We start from the raw sequence: 26,854 nt of genomic DNA, 5'->3' as shown, positions 1-26,854 counted from the left end.
AAACGATTGTCCAAGAAAGAATCTTTTGTTAAAGGCACGCTGATTCTGGCCGCTGCTGCACTGGTGGCCCGCGTGCTGGGCTTGGCCCAGCGGGTTCCGCTGGAGCACTTATTCAATGATATCGGCAATGCCTCGTTCACCGCTGCGAATACGGTATACCTTATGCTGCTGCCGCTGGCGACGGCGGGAATTCCGAGTACCTTAAGTAAAATGGTCTCCGAGCGTTATGCGCTCAACCGGCCGCAGGAAGCGCAGCAGGTATACCGTGCCGCGTTGATCTTTGCCGCCGTCGTCGGCGTGCTGATGAGCGCGGCGCTGTTTATCGGCGCCCCTTATTACGCCGATTATATCAAGGTGCCGGAGAGCACTCCGGCGATCCGGGCGATTGCCCCGGCGCTCTTGCTCTTCCCGACCATCGCCATGATGCGCGGCTATTTTCAGGGCCGGAACAACATGATGGCCGGCGGCATCTCGCAGATTATCGAGCAGATTGCCCGGGTTTCGACGGCGATTCTGCTGGCCTATATCTTATTGGCCAATGACTACAGCAATACATGGATGGCGGCCGGCGCTTCGTTCGGCAGCGTGCTCGGCAGTATCGGCGCGTTCGGCGTGATGTTGTATTATACGTTCAAGCTGCGCCGTACGGAGGAGAAGACGACGCGGAATCCGGCCCGCGAGGCCCGGATTCCGCTGCTAGGCGTGTATAAGGATATTTTCATGTTATCCATTCCGATCGTGCTGTCTTCCGTGACCGTGCCGGTCGTCAACTTCATTGATACTTCATGGATCGTGCCGCTGCTGAGCGGCCAGATCGGCCTCGACGAAGCGACGCGGGCACTCGGCATCTACGGCAGCCGGGCGCTGAGCGTGGCGGGGATTCCGCCGGTGTTGTCCATTGCGCTCAGCACTTCGTTGATCCCGATTATTTCCGCGGCATATGCGCGGAAGGACGAGCAGCATCTGCAGCGGCAGGTAACGCTGGCGCTGCGCATTTCCATCCTGACCGGTACGCCGATCGTCGTATCGCTTGTCGTGGCCTCCTATTCCGTTAACGGCCTGCTCTTCAGCAGCCTGGACGGCAGCGGAATCATCGCGATGCTGACGCTGGGGACGATTTTCCAAATTACGATGATGACCACGAACTCCATACTGCTGGGCATGGGCAAATCGCGTATCTCGATGTATTACGTATTTGCGGGCATCGCCGTCAAGCTGGTCACCAGCTACCTGTTCAGCAAGCTGTTCGGCATCTATGGCATTATCGGGGCAACCGCGCTTTGCTTCATTGTAATCACGGTGCTCAACCTGCGGATGCTCAAGACCATCGTGCCGTTCCAAATCATGGGCAAACGTTGGGGCGGATACCTGGTGGCGCTGCTGGCTTCCGGCGGCATCGGCTACGGGCTGAATGAAGCAGGCAAGCTGCTGACCCACTACATGCCTGGGCGTATCGCTTTTCTGATCACCTGCCTGGTGGTCGGGGTGGCCGTAGTGATCATCTATCTGGTGCTCCTGATCGTTCTGGGCGTGCTGACCCGGCAGGAAATGTCCGGTTATCCGCGCTCCGTGCAGAAGCTGCTTGCGCCGCTGATGAAGCTGCAGCCGGAACGTGTGCGGGGCAATGCCTGACGCTGTGATTATTGTCTTGTTCTGCGCATTTTTATTTGACTTATTTGGCACAATTTGCTTACACTAAAAAGGAAGTATAACGCTGTGCAGCAAGCCAGAGAAAGGACTGGATCATCCATGGATAAAGTCACATCCCCTGCGGAGTTTCAGGTGGCGATTCAATCGCCGCGGCTGACCATTGCCGTATTCAAAGCGGACTGGTGCTCCGATTGCCGGTTTATCGATCCGTTTATGCCTGAAGTGGAATTGCAATATAAAGACCGGCTAACGCTCGTCGAAGTCGATGTCGACAAGGTCGGCGAAGTCAGCCAGGAGCAGAACATCCTGGGCATTCCGAGCTTTGTCGCTTATTCCGACGGCCGCGAGCTGGCCCGTTTCGTCAATAAGCTGCGTAAATCCCGCGCCGAGATCGAGCAGTTCCTGAACACGGCACTGGATGTTTACCAAAGCATTCACAAGTAATCCTGAACGAAGTACACCGCTTTCGCTGTAGCCAAGCCGAAGCGGTGTTTTTTCAAAAGCGGGGGTGACTGCATATGACAGCGAAACAGTTGAAATGGCTCGGCGGGTTCACCTGCCTCGTCATGTTTTTTGCTTTGCTCGGCGGCGCGGTTGTGTCCAAAACCGGATCGGGTCTGGAATGCGGGCAGGATTGGCCGCTCTGCAACGGGAAGCTGGTGCCGGCCTATACGATCGGTTCCCTGATTGAATACACGCACCGTTTGTTCAGTGGGTTGGCAGGTTTGATGTCTTTGGCTTCAATGTGGGCTTTTTGGCGGTATGCCCGAGAACGCAGAGATCTTACGGTGTATGCCCTGTTAACACTGGTTTTCGTTATCGTTCAAGGCGCCATGGGAGCGCTTGCAGTCATTCATTCGCAGTCTGCGCCGGTGATGGCGCTGCATTTGGGCTTTTCGCTGATTGCCTTCGCCAGTTCCCTGATGCTGGCGCTCGGGGCTCGGCGGCAGATTCCGGAAGCCTCTTCTGGACGTTTGGTCCCTTCCGTAAGCAAGGCTTTCCGCAACTTCACGTGGTTTACGGCGTTATATTCGTATATCGTGGTTTATCTCGGCGCCTATGTCTCCCATACGGATTCGCAGGGCGGCTGCTCGGGCTGGCCGCTGTGCAATGGGGCGTGGATACCGGAATTGTCCGGCGGCGTCGGCATTGTATTTATGCACCGGGTTGCCGCTGCGCTACTCTTTATAATGACTGCGTTGCTGGGTCACATCGCTTTCTGGAAGCATAAGGAACTGCCGGAGCTGCGCGCGCTCGGCATCGCCGCCGTGCTGCTCTGTCTGCTCCAGGTATTTAGCGGGGCGGCGGTAGTCAGCTCGCTCGGCAACGATCAGGTATACATATTTGCCGCTTTGGCGCATATTGTCCTGATTTCGGGACTGTTCGGCGTATTGTGCTATATGAGCGTCCGGGTAGGCCAGCTTTCGAACAGACGCCGTAACGGTGCGGATGCGGCAGGTAGGCCGGTCGGCGACGGCTTCGGGCAACAGAATAAGGTAGACATGGGATAGGGCCGGCTTGGAGGAGGAACACTACTGTGGGATACGATAATTTGCGGCAATGGATCGAGGAGCTGCGCAAAGACAAAGATTTGGCAATTATAGAGACACCGGTCGATCCCTACTTGGAGCTGGCGGAGATTCACCGCCGGGTTGTGCAGGAGGAAGGGCCTGCGCTATTGTTTACGCAAGTCAAAGGAACGCCTTTTCCGGTAGCCACCAATCTGTTCGGCAGCGTCCGCCGGGTCAACAAAGCGTTCGGAACCCGGCCGGAGCAGCTGGTCAAATCGCTTCTGGATGCGGCGGAGCAGCTGTTGCCGCCTACGTTCGGCGGGGCATGGAAGGAAAAGAACCTGCTGTTTAATCTGCTAAAAGTCGGCTATAAAAACGTTCCGGAAGGCGAAGCGCCGGTGCTTGGCATCTGCCGCAGCAGCGAACCGCTGAAGGAGCTGCCGCGGATTACGAGCTGGGCGGAGGACGGCGGACCGTTCATTACGCTGCCGCTCGTGTACACCGAAAGCATTCTCCGTCCGAAGGATCATAATCTGGGCATGTACCGGATGCAGATCTTTGACGACAGTACCTCCGGGATGCATTGGCAGATCCAGAAAGGCGGAGGCTTCCACCACCGCGAAGCCGAACTGCTGGGCGAAACGCTGCCGGTCTCCGTCTTTCTCGGCGGCCCGCCGGCCCTGATCGCCGCGGCCGCGGCGCCGGTGCCGGAACGGCTGCCGGAGCTGATGCTCGCTTCGCTGATCATGAACAGCCGGCTGCCGCTCGTAAAAGATCCGCTTGGCGGCCACCGGATTCCCGCCGAAGCGGAATTTGCCATCCGCGGGCTGGTGCCGCCGCTGGAGCGCCGGGCCGAAGGGCCGTTCGGCGACCGTTACGGCTATTACACCCGCCAGCATGATTTTCCGCTGATGCATGTCCAGCGGATGTGGCACCGCAAGGACGCCATTTTCCCGGCGACTATTCTCGGGAAGCCGCGGCAGGAGGACTTCTACCTGCGCGATTACCTGCAGCGCCTGCTGTCCCCGGCTTATCCGCTGTTTATGCCGTCGGTCAAAGCGCTGTGGACCTACTCGGAGTCCGGCTCGCAGGCGCTTACGGCGGCTGTCGTCCGCGAAAGCTATTCGCGCGAAGCGCTGGTTTCGGCCTTCCGTATTCTGGGGGAAGGCCAGCTCTCGCTGACGAAATGCCTGCTGCTTACCAGCGAGCTGACCGAGCTGTCCGATGTGTCGAAGGTGCTGGAAACTGTGCTGGAACGGTTCCGGCCGGAATCGGATCTCCTGATCCTGTCCAATACGTCACACGATACGCTGGATTATACCGGAGAGAGGCTCAATCACGGCAGCAAAGCCGTGCTGCTGGGCGTCGGGGATCCGGTGCGGGATCTGCCGGAAGCCTATTCGGAAGGCGATTTGCCGGGTATCCGGCAAATCAAACCGTTCACGCGGGGGTGCCTCGTCGTCTCCGGAACCGCGTATGACGCCGATCCTGATCTCGGGCAACGGCTGGTCGCCGCGCTCCGCGAGCGCCAGACCGAATGGCCGCTCATCTTTATCGTAGACGACGCGGAGGAGACGGTCCGCTCGCAGACGTCGTTCTTGTGGACCGTGTTTACCCGCTTTAATCCGGCCGGCGACATTCATGCCGATTATTCCGTTAACGGCCATCGGTTGGTTTACCGGCTGCCGCTAGTCATCGATGCCCGCATGAAGCCGGGCTATCCCAAGGAAGTGGCCGCCTGCGGGGAGACCGTCCGGCTGGTGGACCGCAACTGGAAACAGTACTTTTCCGGTTGATCTGAAAAGACAGGAGGAGTAACATGCTGCGGATATTGCTGGGCGAGCCGCCGCGCGAGAACAGCGGCATACTCGCGGAAGCCATGGACAACATGGCGAAAGTTGCAGTCATGCTGCGCAAGGAGATGGACGCGCACGAGGACCGCAACCATGAATACCGCAAACTGGAAATCTGGACCCGCGGTCTGATCTCTTCGCTGGATGAGCTGGAGCAAAGCCTGTTCGCCGCCGCCCATTTCCGCAAATCGGTGGTCGCCGGCTACATGGAGGAGATGTCCGTGGAGGAACAGGGGGAGTATGCGCGTTATGTGTATTTTTACAAAGACGGCTTTATTCGCGTATTCTCGCTGCTCGACAAGCTCGGTACCGTGCTGAACAGCCTGTATGATCTGAACACGACGGAGACGAAGGCCCATTTTTCCTATTTCACGGTACTCCGGCAGTTTAAGCTGCTGAAGCTGCATGTGCCTTTGGCGGATGAATTGGACAAGATCAAAGATGCCTATAAGGAACCGCTGCAAAATCTGCGCAAGCGCCGGAACGCCGAGATTCATTATATGAATGCCGAAATGACGGATGATCTGTGGCAGCGCCATCAGGGACTGCGCGACCGCATCCGCCTTGAGGACCTGGACAGCCATCTGGAAGATTTGCGCCAGGGCTTGGAAATGGTGTGCAAATCGCTCTGCGCCGCCTTCCGCTACAGCAACGAACAGTGGCATCATAATGCGGCACAGAAACAAGGATAATGCTTCCATAAACTTCTCTTTGACAAAAAAACCGAAACTCAATATACTTAACACTATCTGTTAACAACTTCATATTTCATCTTATCGAGAGCGGCGGAGGGACAGGCCCTATGAAGCCCGGCAACCGATTGGCGAAGAACGTTTTGCAGCGTTTTTGGGCCAGTGTCATGGTGCTAAATCCTGCAATGCCGCATGGTTGCGGTCTTTGGCAGATGAGAAGGCAGTAGTGTTCAACCCGAGTACAAGCCTCTTGCGATCTGCATCGATCGCCGGAGGTTTTTTTGTTTACGGAATAGAGTTTGAAGGAGGCATACCCTGCTTGATCGAGTTAAAAAACTTAACGAAGGTGTACGGCAAAGGCGCCAAGTCCGCGACCGCACTTTCCCGCGTTAATCTGTCGGTGAATAAAGGCGAAATTTTCGGCGTCATCGGCCATTCCGGCGCGGGAAAAAGCACGCTGATCCGCTGTATCAATCTGCTTGAACGGCCGACGGACGGCGAAGTTTGGGTCGACGGCGTCGAGCTGACCGCATTGCGCCAGGGGCCGCTGCAGCAGCGGCGCCGCAAAATCGGGATGATTTACCAGCATTTCAATCTGCTGTCCTCTGCGACGGTCTACGACAATATTGCATTTCCGCTTCGCTTAAGCGGCATGCCGCGCAAAGAGATCGACGCCAAGGTGAAGGAATTGCTGACGCTGGTCGGCCTGGAAGAGCACCGCAGCAAATACCCGGCACAACTCTCCGGCGGACAGAAACAGCGGGTCGGCATCGCCCGGGCATTGGCCAGCGATCCGGATGTGCTGCTGTGCGATGAAGCAACGTCGGCGCTCGATCCGCAGACGACGGACTCGATTCTTCGGCTGCTGCTGGACATTAACCGCAAATTCCATCTGACGATCGTGCTGATTACCCACGAGATGCATGTCATTCAGAGCATCTGCGACCGGGTGGCGGTTATTCACGGGGGCGGAATCGTCGAACAGGGCAAAGTGGCTGAGGTGTTCCTCAAGCCCAAGCATGAAGTGACGAAGGAATTCATCCGCACGGAAACGCAGAACGAAGGTCCGCTGCAGGCGGCGCTGGAAGCTGTCGACAGGAAGCCGGGAAAAGCAGTGAAGATTACGTTCCTGGGGCAAAAAACATACGAATCGACGCTATCGGCCACGGTCCGCGCTACCGGTGTGGATTTCGCCATTCTGCAGGGAACGATTTCGACGATCAAGGATGTGCCGTACGGGCAGCTTATCGTCCGGTTTGAGGGCAACGAAGAAGCCGTCGCTGCGACATTGGCCAAACTGGCCGGTCAAGGGCTTGATGTGGAGGTAATCGGCTGATGGGGAACCTTAATTTTAGCGCAATCGACTGGTCCGAAATGGGGGACGCAACGGTTGCAACATTGAAAATGATACTTTATTCAGGAATTTTCACAATAATCCTTGGTTTACCACTCGGAATTGTGTTATATTTATGGGGAAGATCAAATAACGTAGTTTTGAGGGTGGCATACTCGGTATTATCCTTCGTCGTCAACATCCTGCGTTCGGTTCCCTTCATTATCCTGATGGTCGCGCTGATTCCGGTCAGCAAAGCGATTGTCGGCACCTCGATCGGCGTGCTCGGCACGATTCCTGCGCTGGTGATCGGCGCGGCTCCGTTCTTTGCCCGTCTCGTGGAGACGGCGCTGCGCGAGGTGGACCGGGGCGTGATCGAAGCGGCGCAAGGCATGGGCGCATCGACGTCACAGATTGTACGGCGCGTGCTTCTTCCGGAAGCAAGGCCGGGCCTTCTGGCCGGCGTAACGATCACGATCGTTACGCTCGTATCGTACACGGCGATGTCCGGCATGGTCGGCGGCGGCGGTCTCGGCGATTTGGCCATCCGCTATGGATACTACCGCTACGAGAAAGAAGTCATGATTATCTCGGTTATTGTCATGGTCATTCTGGTGCAGCTGCTGCAGATGGCCGGGGACCGACTGGTCCAATATTTTACCCGGAAGTAGGGCATTTTATTTACAAGCCTTATTCATACACAATATAGGATTGAGGGGGATTTACAGATGAAAAAAGCACTGCTCGTCATTTTCAGCTTGACCTTGATTTTTGCGCTGGCGGCTTGCGGCAACAACAATAACAACGCGGGCAACGCTGCGGCGACGAACGCTCCGGCAGCTAACGATGCTGCAGCAACGGATGCTCCGGCTGCCGATCCGGTGACCCTGGTCGTAGGCGCTTCGCCTGTACCGCATGCCGAAATCCTGAAAGCCATCGCTCCGCTGCTGGAGAAAGAGGGCATCAAGCTCGAAATCAAGGAATTTTCCGATTACATCCAACCGAACGTACAGCTGGCCGAAAAAGCGCTTGATGCGAACTTCTTCCAGCACCAACCATATCTCGACGACCAAAACCAAAAGAACGGTACGGATCTGGTTTCTGTAACCGCCGTTCACGTTGAACCTTTCGGCGCTTACTCCAAAAAGATCAAATCGATCGACGAGCTAAAAGACGGCGCAAAGGTTGCGATTCCAAATGATGCTACCAACGGCGGACGCGCACTGATCCTGCTGGCTAAAAACGGCCTGATCAAGCTGAAGGATGACACCAACATTGCATCGACCAAAGCCGACATTACTGAAAATCCTAAGAAACTCGACATCATCGAACTGGATGCAGCCATGCTGCCTCGCCAGCTGGACGAAGTCGATCTGGCGCTGATCAACACGAACTTTGCGCTGGAAGCCAAACTGGTACCGACGAAAGACGCGTTGTTCATTGAAGGAACCGATTCGCCGTATGCCAATATTCTCGTTGCCCGTCCGGACAATAAAGATTCCGACGCGATCCAGAAGCTGGCTGCTGCCCTGAACTCTCCGGAAGCGAAGAAGTTCATTGAAGACACTTACCAAGGTTCGATTATCCCTGCATTTTAAGTTGAACCGATAAGCGCAGCCGCTGCTGCAACAAAAATAAACCTCCGCTGAGCCGAAAGGCTTGCGGAGGTTTTTGCTGTCAGGGTTGTTCGCATTTGCGAAATCATCTATAATACGGGATTAGAATACTTGAATAACTTCTTCGACGCCTTCCACTTCTTCGAAAAGTGCGCGTTCGATCCCGGCTTTCAGCGTGATGGTGGAGCTTGGGCAGCTGCCGCAGGCGCCCATCAGTTTCAGCTTCACGATACCGTCTTCGACGTCAACCAATTCCACGTCGCCGCCATCGCGTTGCAGGAACGGACGAAGTTTATCGAGCACTTCCAAAACCTCATCATACATGGTGGTGCTTTGTGTATTCTCAGTCATTTCTCAATCACTCCTTTCGTAGGTTCATTATAGTACAAAAAGTTAAAAAATAAAATGGTTTGATCACAATAAGGAGAACAACATGAGACCAATTATTGAATTTTGTGCCAGCAATATCGGCCACGGGACCGAAGCGCTGAAGCTAAAGCTGGAAAGCAATCCGGAATACGATGTTATCGAATACGGCTGCCTGAACAATTGCGGCGAATGTTATCTTCGCCCCTTTGCAATGGTCAATGGGGATATCCTTGAAGCGGATACCCCCGAAGAACTGGAAGCGATTATCGCTGCCGCCATTAAAGAACAGGAAGCCTGGGATAACCTCGAACTGGACTAACCGTAGCTTATCCGAAATGGCGCTTCGACATCCAGAGCACGCCGCTCTTCAGGAGCCGCGGCACGCGGCCCATGACCGAGCGGCGGCCCATCAAGCCGAAGCCGGCATTTTTGCCGAGGGAGCCCAGCGTGCCCTTCAGCTTGATCGGGTGCAGCTTCGGCGTTTCGTTCCGCCACAGCGCCTGCAGAACCTGGGCGACTTGCTCGCCCTGTGCCCCGGCAGCCTGTGCACTGGGCGCAAACGGCAGGCTCGCGCAGTCGCCGAGCACGTATACTTCCGGATAATCCGGAAGCTGGTAATATTCGCCGACGATCAGCCGACCGCCGCGATCCTTCGCCAGCTCAAGCTGCTGCACGGCTTTGACCGGCTGGATGCCGGCGGTCCAGACCGTCACATCCCCTTCGATGGCTTCGTCTCCGTTAAAAATCGCGTCTTTTTCCACATGGGACACATGAATGCCCCCGCGCGTCACGACCTGATGTTCGCTGAACCATTCTTCTACATATCGCGAGAGTTTGGCGGGGAAAGCCGACAGCACCCGTTCGCCCCGGTCCAGAATCGCAATGTTCAGATCCGGCCGGCTTTCGCGCAATTCCGCAGCCATTTCCACGCCGCTCAGGCCTCCGCCGACGATATTCACCGTTCCGTAAGGCTTCACATTGTTCAGCCGGCGATACGTTTCCCGCGTAGCCGCCATACTCTGGATGCTGCAGGAGTAGGCTTCGGCGCCGGCAATGCCATGATAATTGTCGGTACAGCCGAGGGCGATGGCCAGCTGTTCGTAATGGAGGCTTTCCCCGGATTCGAGCAGCACCTGTCTGCCGGGCAGATCAATGGAGCTCACTTCGCCGTACACGATTCTCAGTCTGGGATGTACAGGGAACTGGATACGCACATGGATATCGGTAGTAGTGCCTGCCGCCAGTGCATAATATTCCGTTTTGATGCCTTGAAAAGGCATGCGGTCGACCAGGACGATCTCAACATCGTGGGGGAGATGGTTGTTGTCCAGCAGTTTTTGGATCAGGGCCAGGCCGCCGTAGCCGCCCCCCAAGACTAGAAGTGTTCTCATGTAACCGATCTTCCTTTCGACGGGGATTGGAATTAAGGGTTATTCGTACACCTTGATTTCATTGTAGAATGTATCGCGTTCCACTGGAATGCGTCCTGCGCCTTTGACCAGCCAGATCAGCTCTTCGCGGGTCATGCCTTCCGGCGTAAGCGCGCCGGCGGCGTGGCTGATGCGCTCTTTCAAGATGGTCCCGTGCACGTCGGAGGCGCCGAAGCTGAGCGCGACTTGCGTCAATTGCGGACCGATATTAATGAAGTAAGCTTTGATATGATCGAAGTTGTCGAGCATCAGGCGGCTGATCGCAATCGTCTTGAGATCCTCGTACGCCGAGTTGCGGCGCATGATGCCGGCATTTTTGCTCTTCGGCTGCATGGACAACGGAATGAATACCATAAAGCCGTTCGTTTCGTCCTGCAGCTCGCGGATTTGCAGCATATGCTTGATGCGGTCCTCGCGGGATTCGATCGAGCCGTACAGCATCGTCGTGTGCGTCTTCATGCCGAGCTGATGAGCGGTGCGGTGCACCTGCAGATATTCCTCGACGTTGGCTTTGTCGACGCGCATCTTTTGCCGGTAATGATCGGACAGGATCTCCGCTCCGCCGCCCGTTAGCGTCTTGAGGCCGGCCGCCCGCAGTTCTTCCAGCACTTCGCGGATGCTTAGCCCGCTGATCCGGGTGAAGAAATCGATTTCCGCGGCAGTGTAAGCTTTGAGCGTAACCTCGGGGAACCGTTCGTTCAGCGCTTTAAGCGAATCGACGTAATACTGGAATGGAACGCCCGCATTGTGGCCGCCGACGATGTGGAACTCGCGCACGCCGGGATGAATATGCTGTTCCACATATTGCACCATTTCCGGGCCGGACAACGTATAGGCGCCCTCTTCGCCTTCATCCTTGCGGAAGTTGCAGAAGGCGCAGCGGGATTCACAGACATTGGTAAAATAAAGGCTCATATTTTCGATAAAATAAACCTTGTTTCCGTTTTTGCGCAGATTGACCTCATTGGCCAGCTGCCCGATGGTCAAGAGATCGTCGCTTTCGTACAAATATACGCCATCTTCCAGGCTGAGCCTTTCGCCGCCGCGAACCTTCTCAATGATGTTCGCCATTCTGGCATCTGTGTGTGGGGTAATAAGAGTAGACATATAATTCCTCCTGAAGGTTGCGGTGCAATTACACCGGCAGAATCAAACGTATGGCGTCCGTAAGGCGCATCCCGGCAGTAAATAACCCCACAAAGTGGGGCTTTGGCCGATGCTTACTCAGATACTTAGCGGGGGCCCCGGCCTCCGTGACAATTTTCCGAAACTTTCCGCCTATCGCTTTTTCTATTATAAACCTCACACTGGCGTAGGAGCAACCGCGCGGGAAGGAAGTACCAGACCAAGCGCTGCTTAATATTTACCCAGACTTTTATAACTTGAGAGCGCCTTGGGATGAGAGTATACTAAAATTATAACTAAAACTTGCGGTAATGCTGTTTGCATGGATTCAATTTAAAGCAGCATTGACTATAGAGTCTTAAAGGAGGCTGAAACGAATGATTACCATCAGCGAAACGGCGGCAGAACAACTGAAAACGATGCTGGCCGAGCAAGAGGTGCCAAACATGTTCCTGCGCCTGGGTGTGACACCGGGCGGATGCAGCGGCTTCTCGTACGCCATGGGCTTTGACGATAACGAAAGTGATCAGGACGTATACCTGGAGGTTGAAGGCTTGAAGGTTGTCGTCTCCAAAGACGATGTACGCTTTCTGAACGGGCTGGAGATCGATTTTGAAGAATCCGGCATGACGGGCGGGTTCACCATCAATAATCCGAACGCTATCGCCACATGCGGATGCGGTTCGAGCTTCCGTACGAAAGAAGAAGCGGGCAATCCAAGCGCGGAGCCTTGCTAAAAGCAGATTTGGTTACAGTGTGTGATTGGGAACCTTAATGTTCAGAACCTCTTGAATGGTGTATGATCTATATACATTCAGGAGGTTTTTTGTTGGAATAGATTAGAGTGTATCTATAAAGTTAATTAAATTAACTCGATTCAATTATAGGATTTAATTTATTATTTAAATCTGTTACAATGAGTACCGACCACAACCGGAGGGAGGAAGAAAGAACAATGCCGAAGGGACTATACCAGCTGGACTGCAATATTGCGCAGACACTGAATATGATCGGGGACCGTTGGACCCTGCTGATCATTCACGAGATCATGGTCGGCAAAAAGACGTTTAACGAAGTGAAGCAAGGGCTGAAGACCATATCGGCGAATATTTTGTCCGAACGATTGAAACAACTGGAGGAAGACGGATTTATCACCTCCAACCTCTATACCGCACATCCGCCGCGCTATGAATATGAATTAACGGAACGCGGACATGACTTGGAAATGGTGTTAAATGCCTATCTCCTATGGGGAAGAAAGCATTTAGATAAGAGTTTTAAAGTGATGAAGCATGCAACCTGCGGCCATGAGGTGGAGCTCCGCTACTACTGTCCTCATTGCGAGGCTTTGGCGGATAATGTCGCGATTGAACCGATTGCAGGCGGCTGTGCTTCGGAAGCCGAATAACCGGGCTGAGATGGTCCGGTTTTTTTGGGAGTAGTGAGTTGAAAAAAATAACTAAGTATGATAAAGTGACTTTGTGGAAATCCTGTATTCGAAAGGAATAACGATTATGAAATTAACCATTGCCAAAAAACTCAATTCTTCGTTTGGTCTTTTGCTTCTGCTTCTTCTTGCCATTTCGGCGACCAGCATTGTACAAATTCAATCCGTCAATGACAACTACCGGTCCCTTTTTGACGATCGTGTACAGAAGATTTTTTTGGTCAAGGATATGATCTCGGAACTGCGGGAGCAATTTAAGGAAATGCGCGGTTACGTGCTGTCAGGCAGCGCTACGAATATGGATAATTGGCGTAAAGCAAAAGAAACCTATGATGAATGGTTTAATGCTCTAAGCGCAATGGAGAATACAACGGCCGTAAAAACCGATCTGCAGGATTTAAAAAGTCTTGATGAACAATATTTGAAATACGTTGCAGACGTGCAGAAATTATAACAGCAGAACAAAAGCAGTGAGCTTAGTCAGCTCATTTCCACGAAAGGGAATGAGATTAGCGCCAATTATTTTGCGAAAGCCAATGAAATTATTGATATTCAGCAAAAGCTGCTGGACAAGATGCGAGAGCGAACGGATGCATCGATACATAGAACGATTCAGATTGTGATTTGGATCAGCGTAGCCGCAATTGTCATAGGCATCTCCATGGCTGTTCTGATCAGCCGTACGATATCCACCCGCGTCATTCGTCTCTCTCAGAGCGCTAATTCGATTGCACGCGGTGATTTGACCGCTAAGGATGTCGAGGTGAAGGAAGGGGACGAGATCGAAGAACTGGGGCAATCCTTCCATATGATGAAAAACAATCTGGTGCAATTAATCTCCGGAATCGGTCAAGGCGCGAATCAGTTGGCGGTTTCAGTGGAAGAATTGAACGCCAGCACGGAGGACGTCAGCAAAACAGCCGGAGAAATTACAAAACACATTCAGGAAAATTCGAAGTATGCGGCTGCGGTATTTCAAGCCAGCTCGGATTCGTCCCGTGCCATGCAGGAGTCGGCTGTCGGCATTCAACGCATTGCAGAGTCCGTGCAGATCGTTTCGGAGAACGCAGGGAATACCTTCAAAGAGGCTGAAGCGGGAACGCATACCCTGGATTCCGCCGTTAAGCAAATGAAGGTTATTAAACAGGAGGTTGCCCATTCTGTAGAAGCCATGAATCAAATGCTTCTGCAATCTAAGGAAATCGGCCAAATAACAAGTGTGATTCGGGAGATCACGGAACAAACCCAATTGTTGGCCTTAAATGCCTCGATTGAGGCGGCTCGTGCCGGAGAACATGGACGCGGATTCGCTGTAGTCGCAGGCGAGGTACGTAAGCTTGCCGAGCAGTCGAAAGACTCAGCCGATCAGATCACGCGTTTGGTTGCAATGATCCAACAAAGTACAACAAGCGTGAGCAGAGCCTTGGGGAACGGCGCCCGTGAAGTGGATTCAGGCGTTACATTAATGGACCACGTAGGGGAATTGTTCCATTCCATCCGATTCTCGGTACAATCGGTAACCGGACAGGTTGAAGAAATTTCGGCTGCCGTTGAGCAAATGTCGGCGGGTACGGAGCAGGTTGCGGCAACGGTGGAGCAATTGACGGAAATGTCCCACAAGACTTCCGACAACGTCAATGACGTACGTTCTGCGACTCAGGGCCAGTTGGTAACCTTACAGGAGATCAATGCCGTGTCCAATCTGCTTAGCAAGATGGTGGGCGACTTTCAGGAATTGCTTCATAATTTCAAGGTATAACAAATTTCAAGGTATAACAAAAGGAATAAGCAACTACCACTATAGATGAGGTGAAAGATATGGGGAAATCCAGAGTGAAAGTGGATGCATTAATCATCGGGTTTGGCAAAGGCGGAAAAACGTTGGCCCCTTTCTTGGCGGCCCAAGGATTAAAAGTAGTCATGGTGGAAAAGTCACCGCTCATGTATGGGGGTACCTGCATTAATGTGGGCTGCATCCCCACGAAAGCGCTGGCCCATCAGGCCTATCTACTCTCGCAGAATGAAGAGCTCTCCATCCAAGAGAAGAAGAACAAGTATGTTCAGGCGATAAAAGAAAAAGATGAGCTGGTATCCTTCCTGCGCGCGAAAAATTTCGATAACGTGAATGGGCAGCCTGGCGTAACGGTATTGACGGGAACCGCTTCGTTTTTGTCTCCGAAGGAAGTGAATGTTGCAACCGAAGAGGAGAACGTGATTGTAGAGGCCGATAAGATTTTTATCAATACAGGATCCAAAGCCGTACTCCCAAACATTCCCGGAATGACGGGGAAGCTCATTTATACAAGCGAGAAACTGATGGAGCTGGACCGCCTGCCTTCCAGACTGGCAATTATCGGAGGAGGATATATCGGTATGGAGTTCGCCTCCATTTATGCGGGATTTGGTTCCGAAGTGACAATTATTGAAAGAGGTAACCGTTTTTTGCCCAAGGAAGATGCTGATATTGCCCAAGAAGTGCAGCGCACGCTTGAACGCAGGGGCATTCGCATCAAATTGGAGACGGGGGTGAGCCGGATTGAAGAGGAGGCAAATACGGCGAAGCTGTTCCTCGAATCTCCGGACGGAGCAACAGAGGAGCTGATAACGGACGCCGTTCTTGTGGCTGCCGGACGGACGGCCAACGTGGCAGATTTGAATCTTGAAGCGGCAGGCGTTGAGGTCACGGATAGAGGTTTCATCCAAGTCGACGATAAGCTGAGAACGACAAACCCGCAGATCTGGGCGATCGGGGATGTCAACGGAGGACCTCAATTTACGTATATTTCGCTGGATGATTACCGCATCATCAGTGATCATCTTTTTGGAAGAGATCAACGTACCACCAAGGACCGTAGTGATATTCCTTATTCCGTTTTTCTGGATCCGCCATTATCCCATGTCGGCTTGACGGAAGAGGAAGCATTAAGAAAAGGATACGACATAAAGGTAGCCAAACTTGCAGCGGCAGCCTCACCCCGGGCCCGTCTGCTCAAGCAGACCGATGGTATATTAAAAGCCGTTGTTGATGCGCAGACCAACATGCTGCTTGGGTTTACCATGTATGCCGCCGATTCAAGCGAAGTGGTGAACATTGTCTCCGTATTCATGAAAACGGGGCAGCCCTATACGGCGCTCCGGGACATGATTTTTACCCATCCGTCCATGTCCGAGGTTTTAAATGATCTGTTGACGGCCATTCATTGATGTGAGTGTGCCTGCCGCTGGAAGGGTGCCGTCATGAAGGACGGCATCCGCTTCCAGAACGTCTGACTTGTTTAGTTTAGCGATTTTCTCCCCGCAAGGTTCCTTTTACTTTCATTAACAGTTCCTTTAGAACACGGGCTTCCGATTCGGTTAGGCCCTGTACGATACGGTTCTCGACGCCTGAAAAGATCTCATTAAATTCCCCCACGAGATCAGCTCCTTTTGGAAGCAGGTGTATTCTTTTCTGCCGCTCATTATTTTCGGGAATGACACGCTTCAAATATCCCTTTTTCTCTAATCCCTGCAGCATGCTCGTAATGGTGGCGCCGGTCCGGCTAAAACGTTCGGCTAAATCCTTTTGGATGACGCCCTTCTCTTCGTTATGAAAAATATAATCGATCATCTGTCCTTGCTGGACATTAAGCCCTAGCTCGGACAATCTTTGATTGGCAAGGTTCCTGATCTCCATTCCGATATCCCGGAACAAGTCTGAGTAGGGAGTGTATAAAGGGGTTTTATCCAAAATAAATCCGACTCCTCATTCGTTAGTATAGGTTATCAAAATCATACTTTTAGCGGCTCGAATTGTCAAAGGGCGAACTTTTAGGATACTTATTGATTGATTATTGACAGTTAGAATTCAAACTGTTATATTTCAATCATTAATCAAATCTTTTGTTGAAGGAGCGAACAAATGAATGAAAACCGCAATAATTAACGCCCGGATTTTTGACGGTAAACAGAGTATCGGAGTGAAGACGGTCCTGATCGATGGTGAAACGATTGTTTCGATCGGCGGTGAAGTGCCTGACGATGCCGTTATCAGGGATGCAGAAGGCGGTATGCTTCTGCCTGGTTTGATCGATGCCCACGTTCATACTTCGGTAGAAGGTCTTCGCGATGCTTTGAAGTTCGGAGTAACGACAGAATTGGAGATGATGGGCGGGTTCACAAAAGCCGGCCGCGAGAAGCAGTTGAGTGGGATGGAGGACATTGCGGACGTATTTTCAGCAGGTATGGGCGTTACTGCATCCGGCGGGCATCCCGATGAACTCATGCCCGGTGATGGGGAGATTCCGGAGTTTGTTCTTAAAGAACTTGCAAATATGAGCGAGGAAGACCGAAATGCCATGTTAGCCGCCCATGCACATGACCATGAAGAGCTGCCGGAATTAACGAATGCGAATGAAGCCCGGTCATTTGTTGCGGAGCAGGTCAGACAAGGCGCCGATTATATTAAAATTATGATTGAAGAAGGTTCGGTACTCGCCGCCCCCGGCTTGCCAGTCTTAAGCGAAGAGATTTTAAGAGCGGCGGTGGAAGAAGCGCATAACCAAGGTAAATTAGTGCTTGCCCATGTATTGACGGCGGACTCCTCCCGAGAGGCCATTGAGATTGGGGTGGACGGACTTGCGCACTTATTCATTGACCGCCCTGCGTCCACTCCGGAACTGGTTGATCAAATCGCAGGCTCAGGGGCATTCGTAACGCCTTGTCTAGTCTTGAATTCTTCGATTATCGGGAATACGGCATCGGAAATGGCGGATGACCCGCGCGTTAAAGAGAAACTGAGCGAGGAATGGATCGACACGCTCAAATCCAGCTTTAACACCTATCCGCAAGGAAGCATGGAAGATAACTTCCGGAATGTGATGGACCTTCACCGTGCAGGCGTTGATATCCTTGTAGGGACGGATGTTTCCGTACCCGTTCCCACGTTGGGCGGACTTGCACATGGGGTGAGTGTACATCACGAAATGCAGCTTTTGGTCGAGGCCGGGTTTACGCCGGTAGAAGCGCTCCAGTCTGCGACAGCCAAAACGGCACGCCGCTTCAATCTGAACGATCGCGGAAGAATCGCGGAAGGCGTCAGAGCCGACTTAGTACTGGTCGACGGGGATCCGACTACGAAGATTTCCGATACGTTATCGATCCGTGAGGTTTGGATACGCGGAAAGAGCGTTTATGGATCAGAGGTCCAAGGGTGAAAATGAAGCTCATGCATTAGCAATCCTACGAGGTGTCCTGTAGCCGGAAACGGCTGCTTGGGCGCCTTTTTTGCCGTGTGCTCTTATGGGTATCTTTTCCAAACGGATATGAATTACAATATATATAATGGAAAGGAAATTTACCCGGAGATTAATCTGTTATTATCAATGTTTTTTCCAAAGGAGAAACCCTATGAAATCATTACCCACCCTTGAATTGGAACGTTTAATCTTAAGACCGTTTAATCTGGAGGATGCACCGGCCGTACAGGAGCTTGCGGGAGACCGCTATGTTGCCGAGACGACGCTTTACATTCCCCACCCCTATGCGGATGGAATGGCGGAAGGCTGGATCAAAACACACTTGAAGAATTTTAACGAAGGACAGTCGCTTGAATTAGCCATTGTACATAAAGAAGAGCAATATTTGATCGGTGCCATCAGTTTGGCCTGCAATTCGGACTTTGAGCTTGGCGAGCTGGGGTACTGGATCGGCAAGACGTACAAAAACAATGGGTATTGCACCGAGGCGGCCCGGGCAATGGTCCATTACGCCTTTACAGAGATGAAATTAAATCGGGTATATGCACGGTATCTGGACAAGAACCCGGCGTCGGGGAAGGTCATGGAGAAGCTTGGGATGAAATACGAAGGACGGCTGCGGCAGCATGTGAAAAAGTGGGGCAACTTCGAGGATATCATTCATTATGGCCTTTTGCGGGAGGAATACCTTGACTAATAGTGATGCCACAGGAAAACCGGACATCCTGTCCATCGATATGGAAACGGAAACCCGAAGAGTATATAAAAATATCTCAAAAGTGAAGGGCCGCATGGTTCCTATCATTGATTGGAAAATCACTCTATTTATCAATGGGATTAAGCTGGAAGAAGATGAGGTTTTTGTACCGGAAGAATTTTTCGACTCCTTGCGGGCTCCGGGGAAATACCCGATGTTCACTTGTACTTGCGGGATATTCGGTTGCGGAGGATATGAGGTCGAAGTCATTCATGAGGATAAGCATGTCGTCTGGATAACGGAACAGTCTCCTTTTGCAGATCCCTCAGTGATAAGCACCAACACGTTTATTTTCTCATGGGAGCAGATCATTGCTTTCTCGGAAGAGCTCGTCCGAAAGTTTGAGGAACTGAAAGGCATGATGAACATGAACCAGATCGATTTCTTTTTCGAGGATGCTCGTTATAAAGAAATAATCAATAAATTAAAGAGTGACAAACTTTCGTAAATAAAGCGAAGGTTCGTTCAAGGAGGGGTAACTATGATCATCGTCCATGCGCTTTTACGTACGGAATGGGAAGCAGCAAAGACAGTGGGAGTGTATCGCGGCGATTCGCTGGCGAGGGAAGGTTTTATTCATTGCTCTCCGATTGAGAAAATGGCGGCTGTCGCTGACTATAACTATAAAGGCGTTAACGGGCTGATTTTGCTGTGCATCGATGAGGCGAAGGTAAAGCCGGAGGTCCGGTGGGAGGATTTGTACAATGAGGGAGCCGAGTATCCGCATATTTACGGGGAACTGAATCTCGATTCCGTAGTCAAAACCGTAGCGTTTGAGCCCGGGGAAGACGGGACATTTGTGTTGCCTCCAGAACTGGCGGAGTTGGTGTAACAAAGGCCATAAAAAAGAGAGAAACCCCTTGATTGCCAGGGCTATTTCTCTCTGAGCTTATATTCTAGCCAGTATTCTGCAGATGCATCCTTAATAAACAGGCTGTCTTTGAAATCGTCGCTACGGTAAATTTCTTTCCCTTTCTCGACACTATCATCTGAATCTGTAAGTTGGCCAGTGTCATGAAGAGTGCTTTCCTGTGGTATTGCTATTGAGGAAACAAAATAATACTTCACCCCATCAAAATTTATCCAAGTTACTGGCTCATCAACAGATATTTCACTGGAGGGACTGTTATGTGACAGGTTTGAATTGCACCCGCTTAAAATAATGAATGCCAAAATAATGAAAATCCTCATAAAGTGGCATCTCCTAGAAGATGCGCCACAAAACCCAGTTTCATGGCGCAAATAATTTTAGTTCGTGTTTGTTCCGTACCAAGTTTTATGAGCAGCAAGTTGAGTTTTATGAGCAGCATCCCAAAGCGTTGTACTGTACATCGTACCATAATTCATGATGCAAATTGGCGTTGGTCCTTCACTATCATGCTCAAGGGAATAGTTATGAGATAGCTCATGCTGAGCAACATGCCAGTTGGCGGCATAATCTTGGTCATTGACTACACTGTAAGCAGCATATGTCGGAGCAGAGGTGTATATGTATGCTTTTCCACCAACAACCGTACCGTTTGTCGTGAAATCCGGCTCAGCCGTAAATCCTATTACAAAGTCATAGTTGTCGGTACCGGCACCTCTTAGGTTGTCTCTGATCTGTTCTGAATTGCTGCCTTCTGAAAACCAATATCTATATGCAGTAACTGTTAAGTCAATTTCGAACTGTGAATTAAACGCATCGTCTGCAGCCTCAACAATCTGCGCAGTGAGGGTTTGCCAATCGCTATGCTTTGCTCGGTATTCTTCGTCTACTGCAACTAGAACGGTACAGACTTTTCCTCCGATCGCAGCCGCCGTTGATTTTGCATTCGATGGTTGTACATTTTTTTCTATCGTCACTTGATCAATAACATTTCCTTTTTCGTCGAACACTGGGGCTGTAATGGTTCTTTCGATGTTGGGTGTTGCTTGAACGAATGATCTTGTTTGAGGACCCGTGTAAAGTGGAACGTCTTCGTCGATAGCATATTTCTCGTAGAATGCCTTTACTTCACCGCTTAGTTCATCTTGGGGCGAACTTGCAAAACCGTTCGATGCCAAAGACATTGATAATAAAAAAGTAATGCACATTACACATGACGCTCTACTAATTTTTATCATATTATTCTCCTTAAAAGGCATATTATGTAATAAACTTAGAGTAGCACTAAAATATGGATATGTAAACGATAGTTTGTTATTATTTGGTATAAAAAGGAGGATGAGCCATGAAGCGCAGACTCATCGCCGGAGTGCTTTTCGCCTTAGTCGTCTTTACGGTCATCCAGCTCTACAAACCTGCCTGCAGCATCGGATATGAACAAGTTAAGGTGGAGGATTTGCAGGAAGAAGTTCAAGACCAGATAGCACAGATTAAGGAGCCGAATATTTATCTGATTACCAATGATGATGCTGTTATACTCTACTCCACGCTGGGGAAATCAGGCATGTACACCTATCCGCAGGCGGAGATCCAAACGAAGGGCAAGAAATTGATCGTAGATATCACGAGCAAAAGTAATCCAGGGCCGGAGGACACCAAGGAAAACCTGATCGCCAAGCTGCATCTGGACCGGTTGCCGTCAGAGGTGGAGGCCTCTTTTCTCGGAAACAGGGTCGATTACGAACGAATCGATATTCCATAAAATCAGAGCTGCAGGAGTGGGGGGAGATGTAAGATGAGAAAAATAGGCTTGGTTGTGTTGCTCCTACTGGCGATGGTTGGCTGTCAAAAGGATACGGAGCTGTTATCCGAAAAAGATCCCAAAGACATGAATTCGGATATCAAGGCCTTTATTATGAAGATTGAGCCGAATAACGGCATTTATTTATTTTCCAGAGTCGGGGAGACTCCGTATTTAATTCTCAATAACGGAGTTGTTTATCAGGATGAAGCCGCCGGCTATTACAGCTCTGTATCTGCCGAGGTACTGGATAAGAAGCTGCAGATTGAACTGAAAGAAGATTCTACAATGGACTATACAGATAAGCGGTTGGGCAAGCTGAGAGTTTTTAAAATCAACGACAGTGCGAATATCGAATCCATTGAGGTTACGAAGAACGGCAAAGGAGTTCCCTTTGACTCGGTAGGAGGCTGATGCCATGAAATCCCCTGGAGGATCGGAATATCCGTATTACTATAAAGGCGGAGAAATCCATTGTCTGAAATACGGCAACTACCTATAAAACCGCGATGACCAATCAGGCGCTTCAGGAGCTGGTCCGGAACGTGGAGAACCTCAAGGACCATATCTCCAAAATCTCGTTCGTCGGTTTATCCGGCATCGGCCAATGGCGGCTTAAACAAAGATTGAAACGGCTGAATCCTCGTTACCCGGTATCCTTTTTCAAAGATCCTGAAGCAGCAAAAACTTGGCTGGTCCATGAAAGAGCGTAAACGGAATCAAGACATGAAGTAAGTAACGATTGTCCGGGATTTGAATTTTAAGGAGGGCAGAAATGAAACCTTTTAATCTCAGTCTTTTTCTAAGCTCAGTTGTGCTGGGCGTTTCAATTATCGTAGGGTGTATACTAATTACAAATAACCAAGCCGCAAACGGCAAAGAAGCCAGGGAGCCAGAACCTGTCCAAGAGACCCTGGAATCTCCCAAACCGCTGATGACGCTGCAGGAAACGGCCGACTATCTGAACCTTACAGAAGAGCAGGTCAAAACGATTATCCTTCATGAAAATTATATTCTTGAGGTTTCTCATTCTTACTCAGGCATGATGTTTCCGTACCTCAAAATCAATAACGAAATTTTGGTCAGCCGCGATGCACTGGGCGAATGGATCAAAGAATCCACCGGGCAGCGACAGGAATACACGAGACGATAACAGGAGGAACAACCATGATTCAATCTATTGTACATATTGCACTTGTTGTGAAGGATTATGATGAGGCGATCGATTTTTATACGAAAAAGCTGCATTTTACCCTGGTCGAGGATACCTATCAGCCGGAGCAGGATAAACGGTGGGTGGTCGTCTCGCCGCCGGGTTCCGTGGGAACGACGATTTTGCTGGCGAGAGCCTCCAACCCGGAGCAGGAAGACTTTATCGGCAATCAGTCCGGCGGACGGGTATTCCTTTTTCTGAACACAGATGATTTCTGGCGGGATTACAACGAGATGGTAACGCGCGGCATCGAATTTGTAAGAGAGCCTAAAGAGCAGCCCTACGGAATGGTCGCCGTATTCAAAGATCTTTACGGAAACCTGTGGGATTTATTGCAGCTGAATGAAGATCATCCACTGATGCGGCGGGTGAAATAGAGACAGGAGAATCGGGCGATGCAAACGGAGATTTTTGATGTTTTTGACGAAACAATGCGCAAGATCGGGCAAGAGAGCCGCAACCAGGTGCACGCCAAAGGGCTATGGCATCAGACCTTCCACTGCTGGATTCTGAATCACGCCGGCGATGGGCTTCGGCTGCTATTTCAGCTTCGGCATAAAGACAAGGATATTTTTCCGTCGCTGCTGGATATCTCGTGTGCGGGTCATTTGCAGGCGGGCGAAAGCGCGGAAGACGGCGTGCGCGAGATGGAAGAAGAACTGGGTTTATCCGTTGATTTCAAGGATCTGATCTACTGCGGCAGAGTGGCGCAAGAGTATGTTTTGGCAGAGGATTTGATCGACCGGGAGTTCAACCACGTCTTCCTGTACAAATGCGATTTGCCTCTGGAGGATTACCGGGTTCAGGAGTCGGAGGTGTCCGGGCTGTACTTCGTCGATTACCGGGAGTTCAAGGAGCTGATCGGCGGTATCCGGGCATCCGTATCCGCGGAGGGCTTCAGAATTGAAGAAGCGAGCGGAACGTATGAGAATGAAATCCGGACGATGGCTCTGGAAGATTTCACGCCGAATGACGATGCATATTACCAGCTTTTATTTGATAAGGTCGAAGCCAATAAATAAGCAATCTGTGATGAATTGAGGAGGGAAGCGTATTGGGCATCAGATATGTGGACACCGATCATACATCGCTGGAACAGGTCCGGCCCTTATGGGAGCGGCTAAGGGATCATCACGCTGCGTTATCCGTTCATTTTGCAGAGCAGATAGCAAAAAATACATATGATGATCGAGTCAAAGCCCTGCGGGAACGGGCGGAATTAGGTTCTCTAAAGGTCATTCTTGTGCAAGAGGGGGCGGCTGATACGCTTGTAGGGTACGGCATCGCTTCGATAGATCAGCAAGGCCAAGGCGAGATCGACTCCTTGTATGTTTTGGATGAATATAGAGGCTGCGGTCTTGGACACGAACTGATGGATCGGATGCTGCGCTGGCTCGGCGGGCAAGGCGTGCATAACATCGGCATTTCGGTATTGTTCGGCAATGAACAGGTTTTTCGTTTTTATGCGAAATACGGTTTTTATCCGCGTGCCTACCTTTTGAAGCCAAAAGGATCGTGAACTCATGAGTATAAAAGTGCTTAAGCAGCAAATTCCTGCAGCGGATTATATCCGGTTAAGAGAGATGGTGGGCTGGGGCAGCCCTAAAGATGAAGCGGCTATTCAGGCTGGACTCGATCATACGTTATTTGCCGTTTGTTTAGAGCATGAAGGACTAATTGTTGGATATGGAAGAGTTATCGGAGACGGCGGGTTTACGTTTTATATCCAGGATCTTATCGTGTTGCCCGCTTATCAGAGAATGGGACTCGGCAGTAAAATCATGACGGAACTCATGGCGTATGTCACCGGAATTTGTCCGCCTGGAGGCATGGTCGGGCTGATGTCAGCCAAAGGCAAGGAAGAGTTCTACACCCGCTTCGGGTTTATGGAGAGACCGAGTGAAGCGTACAGTGCGGGAATGATTCAGTACATAAGGAGACAAGAATCCTATGATTAATCTGGAGACAGAACGATTGGTAGTGCGGAATTTCCGGCCGGAGGATTGGCAGGATCTGCACGAGTATTTATCGATAGAAGAAGTCCTGCGATTTGAACCGGGTTCGGTGAGCAGTCCGGAAGAGTGCAAGGAAATGGCGGCGGAGCGGTCGGGCGGCGACATTTTTCTGGCGGCGGTGTTAAAGGATACTGGAAAAATGATCGGCCACATCTACTTCAACCAAACGGGGCCGCAGGAGTTCAGAACATGGGAACTGGGGTATATTTTTAACCCGGTTTATTATGGCCACGGATATGCCACGGAAGCCAGCCGGCGTGTGATGCAGCATGCCTTTGAGGAACTGGGCGCGCACCGGATCATTGCCATGTGTAATCCTGACAACGCTTCGTCGTGGAAGCTGCTGGAGCGTTTAGGGATGCGCCGCGAGGGACATCTCTTGCAGGAAGCTTTTTTCCGGAGCACCGACGATGGCCGGCCGATATGGCATGATGCCTATCAGTACGCGATATTGGCGGACGAGTGGGCGACAGTGAAAGTAGGGGGGAATTTGTAGATGTTCTATGTAAATGCCAGAGCTTTTATTGAACGCTGCATAAACGGGACCACGGAAATTGTGATTCAGACCCGCAATAAAAAGAATGAACAGGCGCTGGAGCTGCCCGGCGGGAGACTGGACATGTATGAACCTATTCTCGAAGCCTTAAAGCGCGAGGTGTATGAAGAAACGGGACTGACGGTGGTGACTGTTGAAGGCAGCGAGAGCCGGATCGACACCTGCGGCCTGAATCCCCATTTTGAGGTGGAATGCCTGCGCCCTTTTGCCGTGTACCAGACGGTCCGCGGGCCGGTGGATTCGACCGGGTATTATTTCCGCTGCAGAGCGGAAGGAGAACTGCTCGGAGCTGGTGATGAAACTACGGGAATCCGCTGGATTGCCGTCGATGAACTGGCTGTGTTAATGGCGGAGGATCCGCTGCAATTTTCGGATGTGGACCGGGCGGGCATTCTGTTCTACTTGAAGGAAGCGAGCCGATGACGACGATCCGGATGGCGACGGAAGAAGATGCGGCGGCACTAAGCGAACTGAATGTTTTGTTCAACGGCGTAGAGCGGGACCCTCCCGGTGTGATCAATAGCCTGCGGCACTCGAATGAACTCGTGGCTGTGGCGGTCGATGGCAATACTGTTGTCGGCTTTGCGTGCGCCCAGTTCTTCCAATCCTTTTGCTATTCGGAGCTGCAAGGCGAAATTACGGAAATGTATGTCCGGGAAGAAGCACGCGGAAACGGCTATGCGCAGGGGTTAATCCGGTGCCTGGAAGAAGAACTCGCCAAACGGGGGGCGGATTCGGTCAAAATCCTGACGAGTGCAAGCAACGGGCAAGCTCAAAAAGCCTATAGCAAAGCCGGTTACGCAGTAACAACAGAAGCCGTAATGACGAAAAGCATGAAGGAGGAAGCATGAAATCCAAGATGCTCGCCGTACTGGCCCTGATCGTGGCTGCTTTTGGAATCTGGTATTTCACGCCCAAGCACTACGAAGTCACGCTGGAAGGAGTTTACTATCAACTGGGCAACGAGCAGATGGCGGAGAAGGTTAAAGTGCATATCGACGGTAAGCTGCGAAGTCATGTAACCGGTAAAAAATCATTTCGGGGAACGATCGACTTTACCGGAAACAGTGTTCCCAAAGTGCCGAATGACCGGAGCGCACTGGAGATTATGTACGATGGAGAGAACGCCAGTCCAGTTTATTCCGGCTTTCGTACCATCAATGATCAGGGGGCGGTAACCGCCGACGGATACATTTATGGCATGTTTTTCGCCAATGATGACCTTACACAATTCAGCATCAACGTGCTCAAGAACGGGGACGCCAAAACCTGGTCGCCGTCCGACGGCTTTATGATTGCCGCACCCGCGCAGAACCGGCAGGAAGCGCTGGGATTATCCCATAAGTTGATGGATAAATACGGGTATAAGCTGGAGGACTGATGT

Annotated in this window: 36 protein-coding genes and 1 riboswitch; of the genes, 30 read left to right on the top strand and 6 right to left on the bottom strand. The window is 51.4% G+C overall.

The features are described 5' to 3' along the window. Nucleotides 1-6 precede the first annotated feature (6 nt). The 8 genes from BMW84_RS18520 to BMW84_RS18485 all read left to right on the top strand — a co-directional run bounded on the left by BMW84_RS18520 (nt 7) and on the right by BMW84_RS18485 (nt 8,637). Complete coding sequence (locus tag BMW84_RS18520) at nt 7-1,632, top strand: putative polysaccharide biosynthesis protein (RefSeq protein ID WP_091070951.1); 1,626 nt, start codon at nt 7-9, stop codon at nt 1,630-1,632. A 117-nt stretch (nt 1,633-1,749) separates the two neighbouring features. Then, nucleotides 1,750-2,094, top strand: a complete 345-nt coding sequence (locus tag BMW84_RS18515; protein ID WP_091070950.1) for a thioredoxin family protein — start codon at nt 1,750-1,752, stop codon at nt 2,092-2,094. Between the two features lie 74 nt (nt 2,095-2,168). Further along, nucleotides 2,169-3,161 carry a COX15/CtaA family protein gene (locus BMW84_RS18510; RefSeq protein WP_091070948.1) on the top strand — a complete coding sequence of 331 codons (993 nt, stop codon included), beginning with the start codon at nt 2,169-2,171 and terminating at the stop codon, nt 3,159-3,161. Between the two features lie 26 nt (nt 3,162-3,187). Further along, nucleotides 3,188-4,957, top strand: a complete 1,770-nt coding sequence (locus BMW84_RS18505) for a UbiD family decarboxylase (protein WP_091070946.1) — start codon at nt 3,188-3,190, stop codon at nt 4,955-4,957. A 23-nt stretch (nt 4,958-4,980) separates the two neighbouring features. Next, nucleotides 4,981-5,706, top strand: coding sequence for a Cthe_2314 family HEPN domain-containing protein (locus BMW84_RS18500; protein ID WP_091070945.1), 726 nt, complete (start codon nt 4,981-4,983; stop codon nt 5,704-5,706). A 78-nt stretch (nt 5,707-5,784) separates the two neighbouring features. Further along, a riboswitch (SAM riboswitch) is annotated at nt 5,785-5,925 on the top strand. A 100-nt stretch (nt 5,926-6,025) separates the two neighbouring features. Beyond that, complete coding sequence (locus BMW84_RS18495; protein WP_091070943.1) at nt 6,026-7,042, top strand: methionine ABC transporter ATP-binding protein; 1,017 nt, start codon at nt 6,026-6,028, stop codon at nt 7,040-7,042. Beyond that, on the top strand, nt 7,042-7,710 hold the full coding sequence (locus BMW84_RS18490; protein ID WP_091070942.1) for a methionine ABC transporter permease: 669 nt from the start codon (nt 7,042-7,044) through the stop codon (nt 7,708-7,710). Before BMW84_RS18495 ends, BMW84_RS18490 begins: the two co-directional genes overlap by 1 nt. A gap of 57 nt (nt 7,711-7,767) precedes the next feature. Continuing rightward, on the top strand, nt 7,768-8,637 hold the full coding sequence (locus BMW84_RS18485) for a MetQ/NlpA family ABC transporter substrate-binding protein (RefSeq protein ID WP_091070940.1): 870 nt from the start codon (nt 7,768-7,770) through the stop codon (nt 8,635-8,637). 120 nt (nt 8,638-8,757) lie between these two features. Here the strand turns inward: BMW84_RS18485 and BMW84_RS18480 are convergent, their stop codons facing one another. Further along, entirely contained in the window at nt 8,758-9,006 is a 249-nt protein-coding gene (locus BMW84_RS18480; protein WP_091070938.1) for a NifU family protein, read from the bottom strand. An 82-nt stretch (nt 9,007-9,088) separates the two neighbouring features. Here BMW84_RS18480 and BMW84_RS18475 point away from each other — a divergent pair, with 82 nt between their 5' ends. Then, nucleotides 9,089-9,343, top strand: coding sequence for a YuzB family protein (locus BMW84_RS18475; RefSeq protein WP_091070937.1), 255 nt, complete (start codon nt 9,089-9,091; stop codon nt 9,341-9,343). A 7-nt stretch (nt 9,344-9,350) separates the two neighbouring features. On the opposite strand, the gene BMW84_RS18470 is transcribed toward BMW84_RS18475, so the two are convergent. Next, entirely contained in the window at nt 9,351-10,415 is a 1,065-nt protein-coding gene (locus BMW84_RS18470; RefSeq protein ID WP_091070935.1) for an NAD(P)/FAD-dependent oxidoreductase, read from the bottom strand. 39 nt (nt 10,416-10,454) lie between these two features. Continuing rightward, nucleotides 10,455-11,561, bottom strand: a complete 1,107-nt coding sequence (mqnE, locus tag BMW84_RS18465; RefSeq protein WP_091070934.1) for an aminofutalosine synthase MqnE — start codon at nt 11,559-11,561, stop codon at nt 10,455-10,457. A gap of 395 nt (nt 11,562-11,956) precedes the next feature. Here mqnE and BMW84_RS18460 point away from each other — a divergent pair, with 395 nt between their 5' ends. From BMW84_RS18460 to BMW84_RS18440, 5 genes are all read left to right on the top strand, one after another. Then, the gene (locus BMW84_RS18460) at nt 11,957-12,316 is read left to right on the top strand and encodes a HesB/IscA family protein (RefSeq protein ID WP_091070932.1); all 360 of its coding nucleotides are present in this window, start codon (nt 11,957-11,959) and stop codon (nt 12,314-12,316) included. A gap of 218 nt (nt 12,317-12,534) precedes the next feature. Continuing rightward, entirely contained in the window at nt 12,535-12,987 is a 453-nt protein-coding gene (locus BMW84_RS18455) for a winged helix-turn-helix transcriptional regulator (protein ID WP_091070931.1), read from the top strand. 106 nt (nt 12,988-13,093) lie between these two features. Beyond that, complete coding sequence (locus BMW84_RS18450; protein WP_091070929.1) at nt 13,094-13,480, top strand: CHASE3 domain-containing protein; 387 nt, start codon at nt 13,094-13,096, stop codon at nt 13,478-13,480. 165 nt (nt 13,481-13,645) lie between these two features. Further along, on the top strand, nt 13,646-14,785 hold the full coding sequence (locus BMW84_RS18445) for a methyl-accepting chemotaxis protein (RefSeq protein WP_175498892.1): 1,140 nt from the start codon (nt 13,646-13,648) through the stop codon (nt 14,783-14,785). 59 nt (nt 14,786-14,844) lie between these two features. Further along, nucleotides 14,845-16,230, top strand: a complete 1,386-nt coding sequence (locus BMW84_RS18440) for an FAD-dependent oxidoreductase (protein WP_091070926.1) — start codon at nt 14,845-14,847, stop codon at nt 16,228-16,230. A gap of 76 nt (nt 16,231-16,306) precedes the next feature. Here BMW84_RS18440 and BMW84_RS18435 read toward each other — a convergent pair whose 3' ends face one another. Next, entirely contained in the window at nt 16,307-16,753 is a 447-nt protein-coding gene (locus tag BMW84_RS18435) for a MarR family winged helix-turn-helix transcriptional regulator (RefSeq protein ID WP_368086729.1), read from the bottom strand. Between the two features lie 175 nt (nt 16,754-16,928). Between BMW84_RS18435 and BMW84_RS18430 the strand changes: the two genes are divergently transcribed. The 4 genes from BMW84_RS18430 (at nt 16,929) to BMW84_RS18415 (ending at nt 19,849) form a co-directional block, all read left to right on the top strand. Beyond that, the gene (locus tag BMW84_RS18430; RefSeq protein WP_091070925.1) at nt 16,929-18,218 is read left to right on the top strand and encodes an amidohydrolase family protein; all 1,290 of its coding nucleotides are present in this window, start codon (nt 16,929-16,931) and stop codon (nt 18,216-18,218) included. A gap of 193 nt (nt 18,219-18,411) precedes the next feature. Next, a complete protein-coding gene (locus BMW84_RS18425; protein WP_091070923.1) occupies nt 18,412-18,957 on the top strand; it encodes a GNAT family N-acetyltransferase in 546 nt (181 codons plus the stop codon). After that, the gene (locus BMW84_RS18420; RefSeq protein WP_254773039.1) at nt 18,950-19,465 is read left to right on the top strand and encodes a hypothetical protein; all 516 of its coding nucleotides are present in this window, start codon (nt 18,950-18,952) and stop codon (nt 19,463-19,465) included. The genes BMW84_RS18425 and BMW84_RS18420 overlap by 8 nt, the downstream gene beginning before the upstream one ends. A 33-nt stretch (nt 19,466-19,498) precedes the next feature. Further along, nucleotides 19,499-19,849, top strand: coding sequence for a DUF952 domain-containing protein (locus BMW84_RS18415; RefSeq protein ID WP_091070920.1), 351 nt, complete (start codon nt 19,499-19,501; stop codon nt 19,847-19,849). 41 nt (nt 19,850-19,890) lie between these two features. Here the strand turns inward: BMW84_RS18415 and BMW84_RS18410 are convergent, their stop codons facing one another. After that, on the bottom strand, nt 19,891-20,208 hold the full coding sequence (locus BMW84_RS18410) for a hypothetical protein (RefSeq protein ID WP_091070917.1): 318 nt from the start codon (nt 20,206-20,208) through the stop codon (nt 19,891-19,893). Between the two features lie 57 nt (nt 20,209-20,265). After that, on the bottom strand, nt 20,266-21,123 hold the full coding sequence (locus tag BMW84_RS18405) for a M12 family metallo-peptidase (RefSeq protein ID WP_175498889.1): 858 nt from the start codon (nt 21,121-21,123) through the stop codon (nt 20,266-20,268). Between the two features lie 107 nt (nt 21,124-21,230). Here BMW84_RS18405 and BMW84_RS18400 point away from each other — a divergent pair, with 107 nt between their 5' ends. The 12 genes from BMW84_RS18400 to BMW84_RS18345 all read left to right on the top strand — a co-directional run bounded on the left by BMW84_RS18400 (nt 21,231) and on the right by BMW84_RS18345 (nt 26,851). Beyond that, the gene (locus tag BMW84_RS18400) at nt 21,231-21,647 is read left to right on the top strand and encodes a hypothetical protein (protein WP_091070913.1); all 417 of its coding nucleotides are present in this window, start codon (nt 21,231-21,233) and stop codon (nt 21,645-21,647) included. A gap of 33 nt (nt 21,648-21,680) precedes the next feature. Beyond that, nucleotides 21,681-22,100, top strand: coding sequence for a hypothetical protein (locus tag BMW84_RS18395; protein WP_091070912.1), 420 nt, complete (start codon nt 21,681-21,683; stop codon nt 22,098-22,100). A gap of 131 nt (nt 22,101-22,231) precedes the next feature. Further along, a complete protein-coding gene (locus BMW84_RS25085) occupies nt 22,232-22,399 on the top strand; it encodes a hypothetical protein (RefSeq protein WP_254773038.1) in 168 nt (55 codons plus the stop codon). 62 nt (nt 22,400-22,461) lie between these two features. After that, nucleotides 22,462-22,839, top strand: a complete 378-nt coding sequence (locus BMW84_RS18385; protein WP_091070910.1) for a hypothetical protein — start codon at nt 22,462-22,464, stop codon at nt 22,837-22,839. Between the two features lie 14 nt (nt 22,840-22,853). Continuing rightward, nucleotides 22,854-23,276, top strand: coding sequence for a VOC family protein (locus BMW84_RS18380; protein WP_091070907.1), 423 nt, complete (start codon nt 22,854-22,856; stop codon nt 23,274-23,276). A gap of 18 nt (nt 23,277-23,294) precedes the next feature. Then, nucleotides 23,295-23,921, top strand: a complete 627-nt coding sequence (locus BMW84_RS18375) for an NUDIX hydrolase (protein ID WP_091070906.1) — start codon at nt 23,295-23,297, stop codon at nt 23,919-23,921. Nucleotides 23,922-23,953: 32 nt separating this feature from the next. Then, a complete protein-coding gene (locus tag BMW84_RS18370) occupies nt 23,954-24,418 on the top strand; it encodes a GNAT family N-acetyltransferase (RefSeq protein WP_175498887.1) in 465 nt (154 codons plus the stop codon). 4 nt (nt 24,419-24,422) lie between these two features. Further along, entirely contained in the window at nt 24,423-24,857 is a 435-nt protein-coding gene (locus tag BMW84_RS18365) for a GNAT family N-acetyltransferase (protein ID WP_091070903.1), read from the top strand. Further along, nucleotides 24,850-25,410, top strand: a complete 561-nt coding sequence (locus BMW84_RS18360) for a GNAT family N-acetyltransferase (protein ID WP_091070901.1) — start codon at nt 24,850-24,852, stop codon at nt 25,408-25,410. Before BMW84_RS18365 ends, BMW84_RS18360 begins: the two co-directional genes overlap by 8 nt. After that, nucleotides 25,411-25,893, top strand: coding sequence for an NUDIX hydrolase (locus tag BMW84_RS18355; protein ID WP_091070900.1), 483 nt, complete (start codon nt 25,411-25,413; stop codon nt 25,891-25,893). Then, nucleotides 25,890-26,321 carry a GNAT family N-acetyltransferase gene (locus BMW84_RS18350; protein WP_091070898.1) on the top strand — a complete coding sequence of 144 codons (432 nt, stop codon included), beginning with the start codon at nt 25,890-25,892 and terminating at the stop codon, nt 26,319-26,321. The genes BMW84_RS18355 and BMW84_RS18350 overlap by 4 nt, the downstream gene beginning before the upstream one ends. After that, nucleotides 26,318-26,851, top strand: a complete 534-nt coding sequence (locus BMW84_RS18345; protein WP_091070897.1) for a hypothetical protein — start codon at nt 26,318-26,320, stop codon at nt 26,849-26,851. The genes BMW84_RS18350 and BMW84_RS18345 overlap by 4 nt, the downstream gene beginning before the upstream one ends. Nucleotides 26,852-26,854: the final 3 nt, after the last annotated feature.

The organism is Paenibacillus sp. NFR01, assembly GCF_900111565.1.
Taxonomy (GTDB): Bacteria; Bacillota; Bacilli; order Paenibacillales; family Paenibacillaceae; genus Paenibacillus_AQ.
Note: the sequence above shows the minus strand (reverse complement) of the source record. Positions and strands in the feature narration are given on the sequence as shown.

What these genes read in the sequence shown, in the direction of transcription:
- BMW84_RS18350 (WP_091070898.1), top strand. Translation starts at nt 25,890, where the DNA reads ATGACGACGATCCGGATGGCGACGGAAGAAGATGCGGCGGCACTAAGC.
- BMW84_RS18475 (WP_091070937.1), top strand. Translation starts at nt 9,089, where the DNA reads ATGAGACCAATTATTGAATTTTGTGCCAGCAATATCGGCCACGGGACC.
- BMW84_RS18460 (WP_091070932.1), top strand. Translation starts at nt 11,957, where the DNA reads ATGATTACCATCAGCGAAACGGCGGCAGAACAACTGAAAACGATGCTG.
- BMW84_RS18355 (WP_091070900.1), top strand. Translation starts at nt 25,411, where the DNA reads ATGTTCTATGTAAATGCCAGAGCTTTTATTGAACGCTGCATAAACGGG.
- BMW84_RS18430 (WP_091070925.1), top strand. Translation starts at nt 16,929, where the DNA reads ATGAAAACCGCAATAATTAACGCCCGGATTTTTGACGGTAAACAGAGT.
- BMW84_RS18510 (WP_091070948.1), top strand. Translation starts at nt 2,169, where the DNA reads ATGACAGCGAAACAGTTGAAATGGCTCGGCGGGTTCACCTGCCTCGTC.
- BMW84_RS18450 (WP_091070929.1), top strand. Translation starts at nt 13,094, where the DNA reads ATGAAATTAACCATTGCCAAAAAACTCAATTCTTCGTTTGGTCTTTTG.
- BMW84_RS18345 (WP_091070897.1), top strand. Translation starts at nt 26,318, where the DNA reads ATGAAATCCAAGATGCTCGCCGTACTGGCCCTGATCGTGGCTGCTTTT.
- BMW84_RS18400 (WP_091070913.1), top strand. Translation starts at nt 21,231, where the DNA reads ATGAAGCGCAGACTCATCGCCGGAGTGCTTTTCGCCTTAGTCGTCTTT.
- BMW84_RS18360 (WP_091070901.1), top strand. Translation starts at nt 24,850, where the DNA reads ATGATTAATCTGGAGACAGAACGATTGGTAGTGCGGAATTTCCGGCCG.
- BMW84_RS18455 (WP_091070931.1), top strand. Translation starts at nt 12,535, where the DNA reads ATGCCGAAGGGACTATACCAGCTGGACTGCAATATTGCGCAGACACTG.
- mqnE (WP_091070934.1), bottom strand. Translation starts at nt 11,561, where the DNA reads ATGTCTACTCTTATTACCCCACACACAGATGCCAGAATGGCGAACATC.
- BMW84_RS18485 (WP_091070940.1), top strand. Translation starts at nt 7,768, where the DNA reads ATGAAAAAAGCACTGCTCGTCATTTTCAGCTTGACCTTGATTTTTGCG.
- BMW84_RS18375 (WP_091070906.1), top strand. Translation starts at nt 23,295, where the DNA reads ATGCAAACGGAGATTTTTGATGTTTTTGACGAAACAATGCGCAAGATC.
- BMW84_RS18410 (WP_091070917.1), bottom strand. Translation starts at nt 20,208, where the DNA reads ATGAGGATTTTCATTATTTTGGCATTCATTATTTTAAGCGGGTGCAAT.
- BMW84_RS18470 (WP_091070935.1), bottom strand. Translation starts at nt 10,415, where the DNA reads ATGAGAACACTTCTAGTCTTGGGGGGCGGCTACGGCGGCCTGGCCCTG.
- BMW84_RS18515 (WP_091070950.1), top strand. Translation starts at nt 1,750, where the DNA reads ATGGATAAAGTCACATCCCCTGCGGAGTTTCAGGTGGCGATTCAATCG.
- BMW84_RS18380 (WP_091070907.1), top strand. Translation starts at nt 22,854, where the DNA reads ATGATTCAATCTATTGTACATATTGCACTTGTTGTGAAGGATTATGAT.
- BMW84_RS18405 (WP_175498889.1), bottom strand. Translation starts at nt 21,123, where the DNA reads ATGATAAAAATTAGTAGAGCGTCATGTGTAATGTGCATTACTTTTTTA.
- BMW84_RS18480 (WP_091070938.1), bottom strand. Translation starts at nt 9,006, where the DNA reads ATGACTGAGAATACACAAAGCACCACCATGTATGATGAGGTTTTGGAA.
- BMW84_RS18415 (WP_091070920.1), top strand. Translation starts at nt 19,499, where the DNA reads ATGATCATCGTCCATGCGCTTTTACGTACGGAATGGGAAGCAGCAAAG.
- BMW84_RS18385 (WP_091070910.1), top strand. Translation starts at nt 22,462, where the DNA reads ATGAAACCTTTTAATCTCAGTCTTTTTCTAAGCTCAGTTGTGCTGGGC.
- BMW84_RS18440 (WP_091070926.1), top strand. Translation starts at nt 14,845, where the DNA reads ATGGGGAAATCCAGAGTGAAAGTGGATGCATTAATCATCGGGTTTGGC.
- BMW84_RS18365 (WP_091070903.1), top strand. Translation starts at nt 24,423, where the DNA reads ATGAGTATAAAAGTGCTTAAGCAGCAAATTCCTGCAGCGGATTATATC.
- BMW84_RS18500 (WP_091070945.1), top strand. Translation starts at nt 4,981, where the DNA reads ATGCTGCGGATATTGCTGGGCGAGCCGCCGCGCGAGAACAGCGGCATA.
- BMW84_RS18490 (WP_091070942.1), top strand. Translation starts at nt 7,042, where the DNA reads ATGGGGAACCTTAATTTTAGCGCAATCGACTGGTCCGAAATGGGGGAC.
- BMW84_RS18395 (WP_091070912.1), top strand. Translation starts at nt 21,681, where the DNA reads ATGAGAAAAATAGGCTTGGTTGTGTTGCTCCTACTGGCGATGGTTGGC.
- BMW84_RS18425 (WP_091070923.1), top strand. Translation starts at nt 18,412, where the DNA reads ATGAAATCATTACCCACCCTTGAATTGGAACGTTTAATCTTAAGACCG.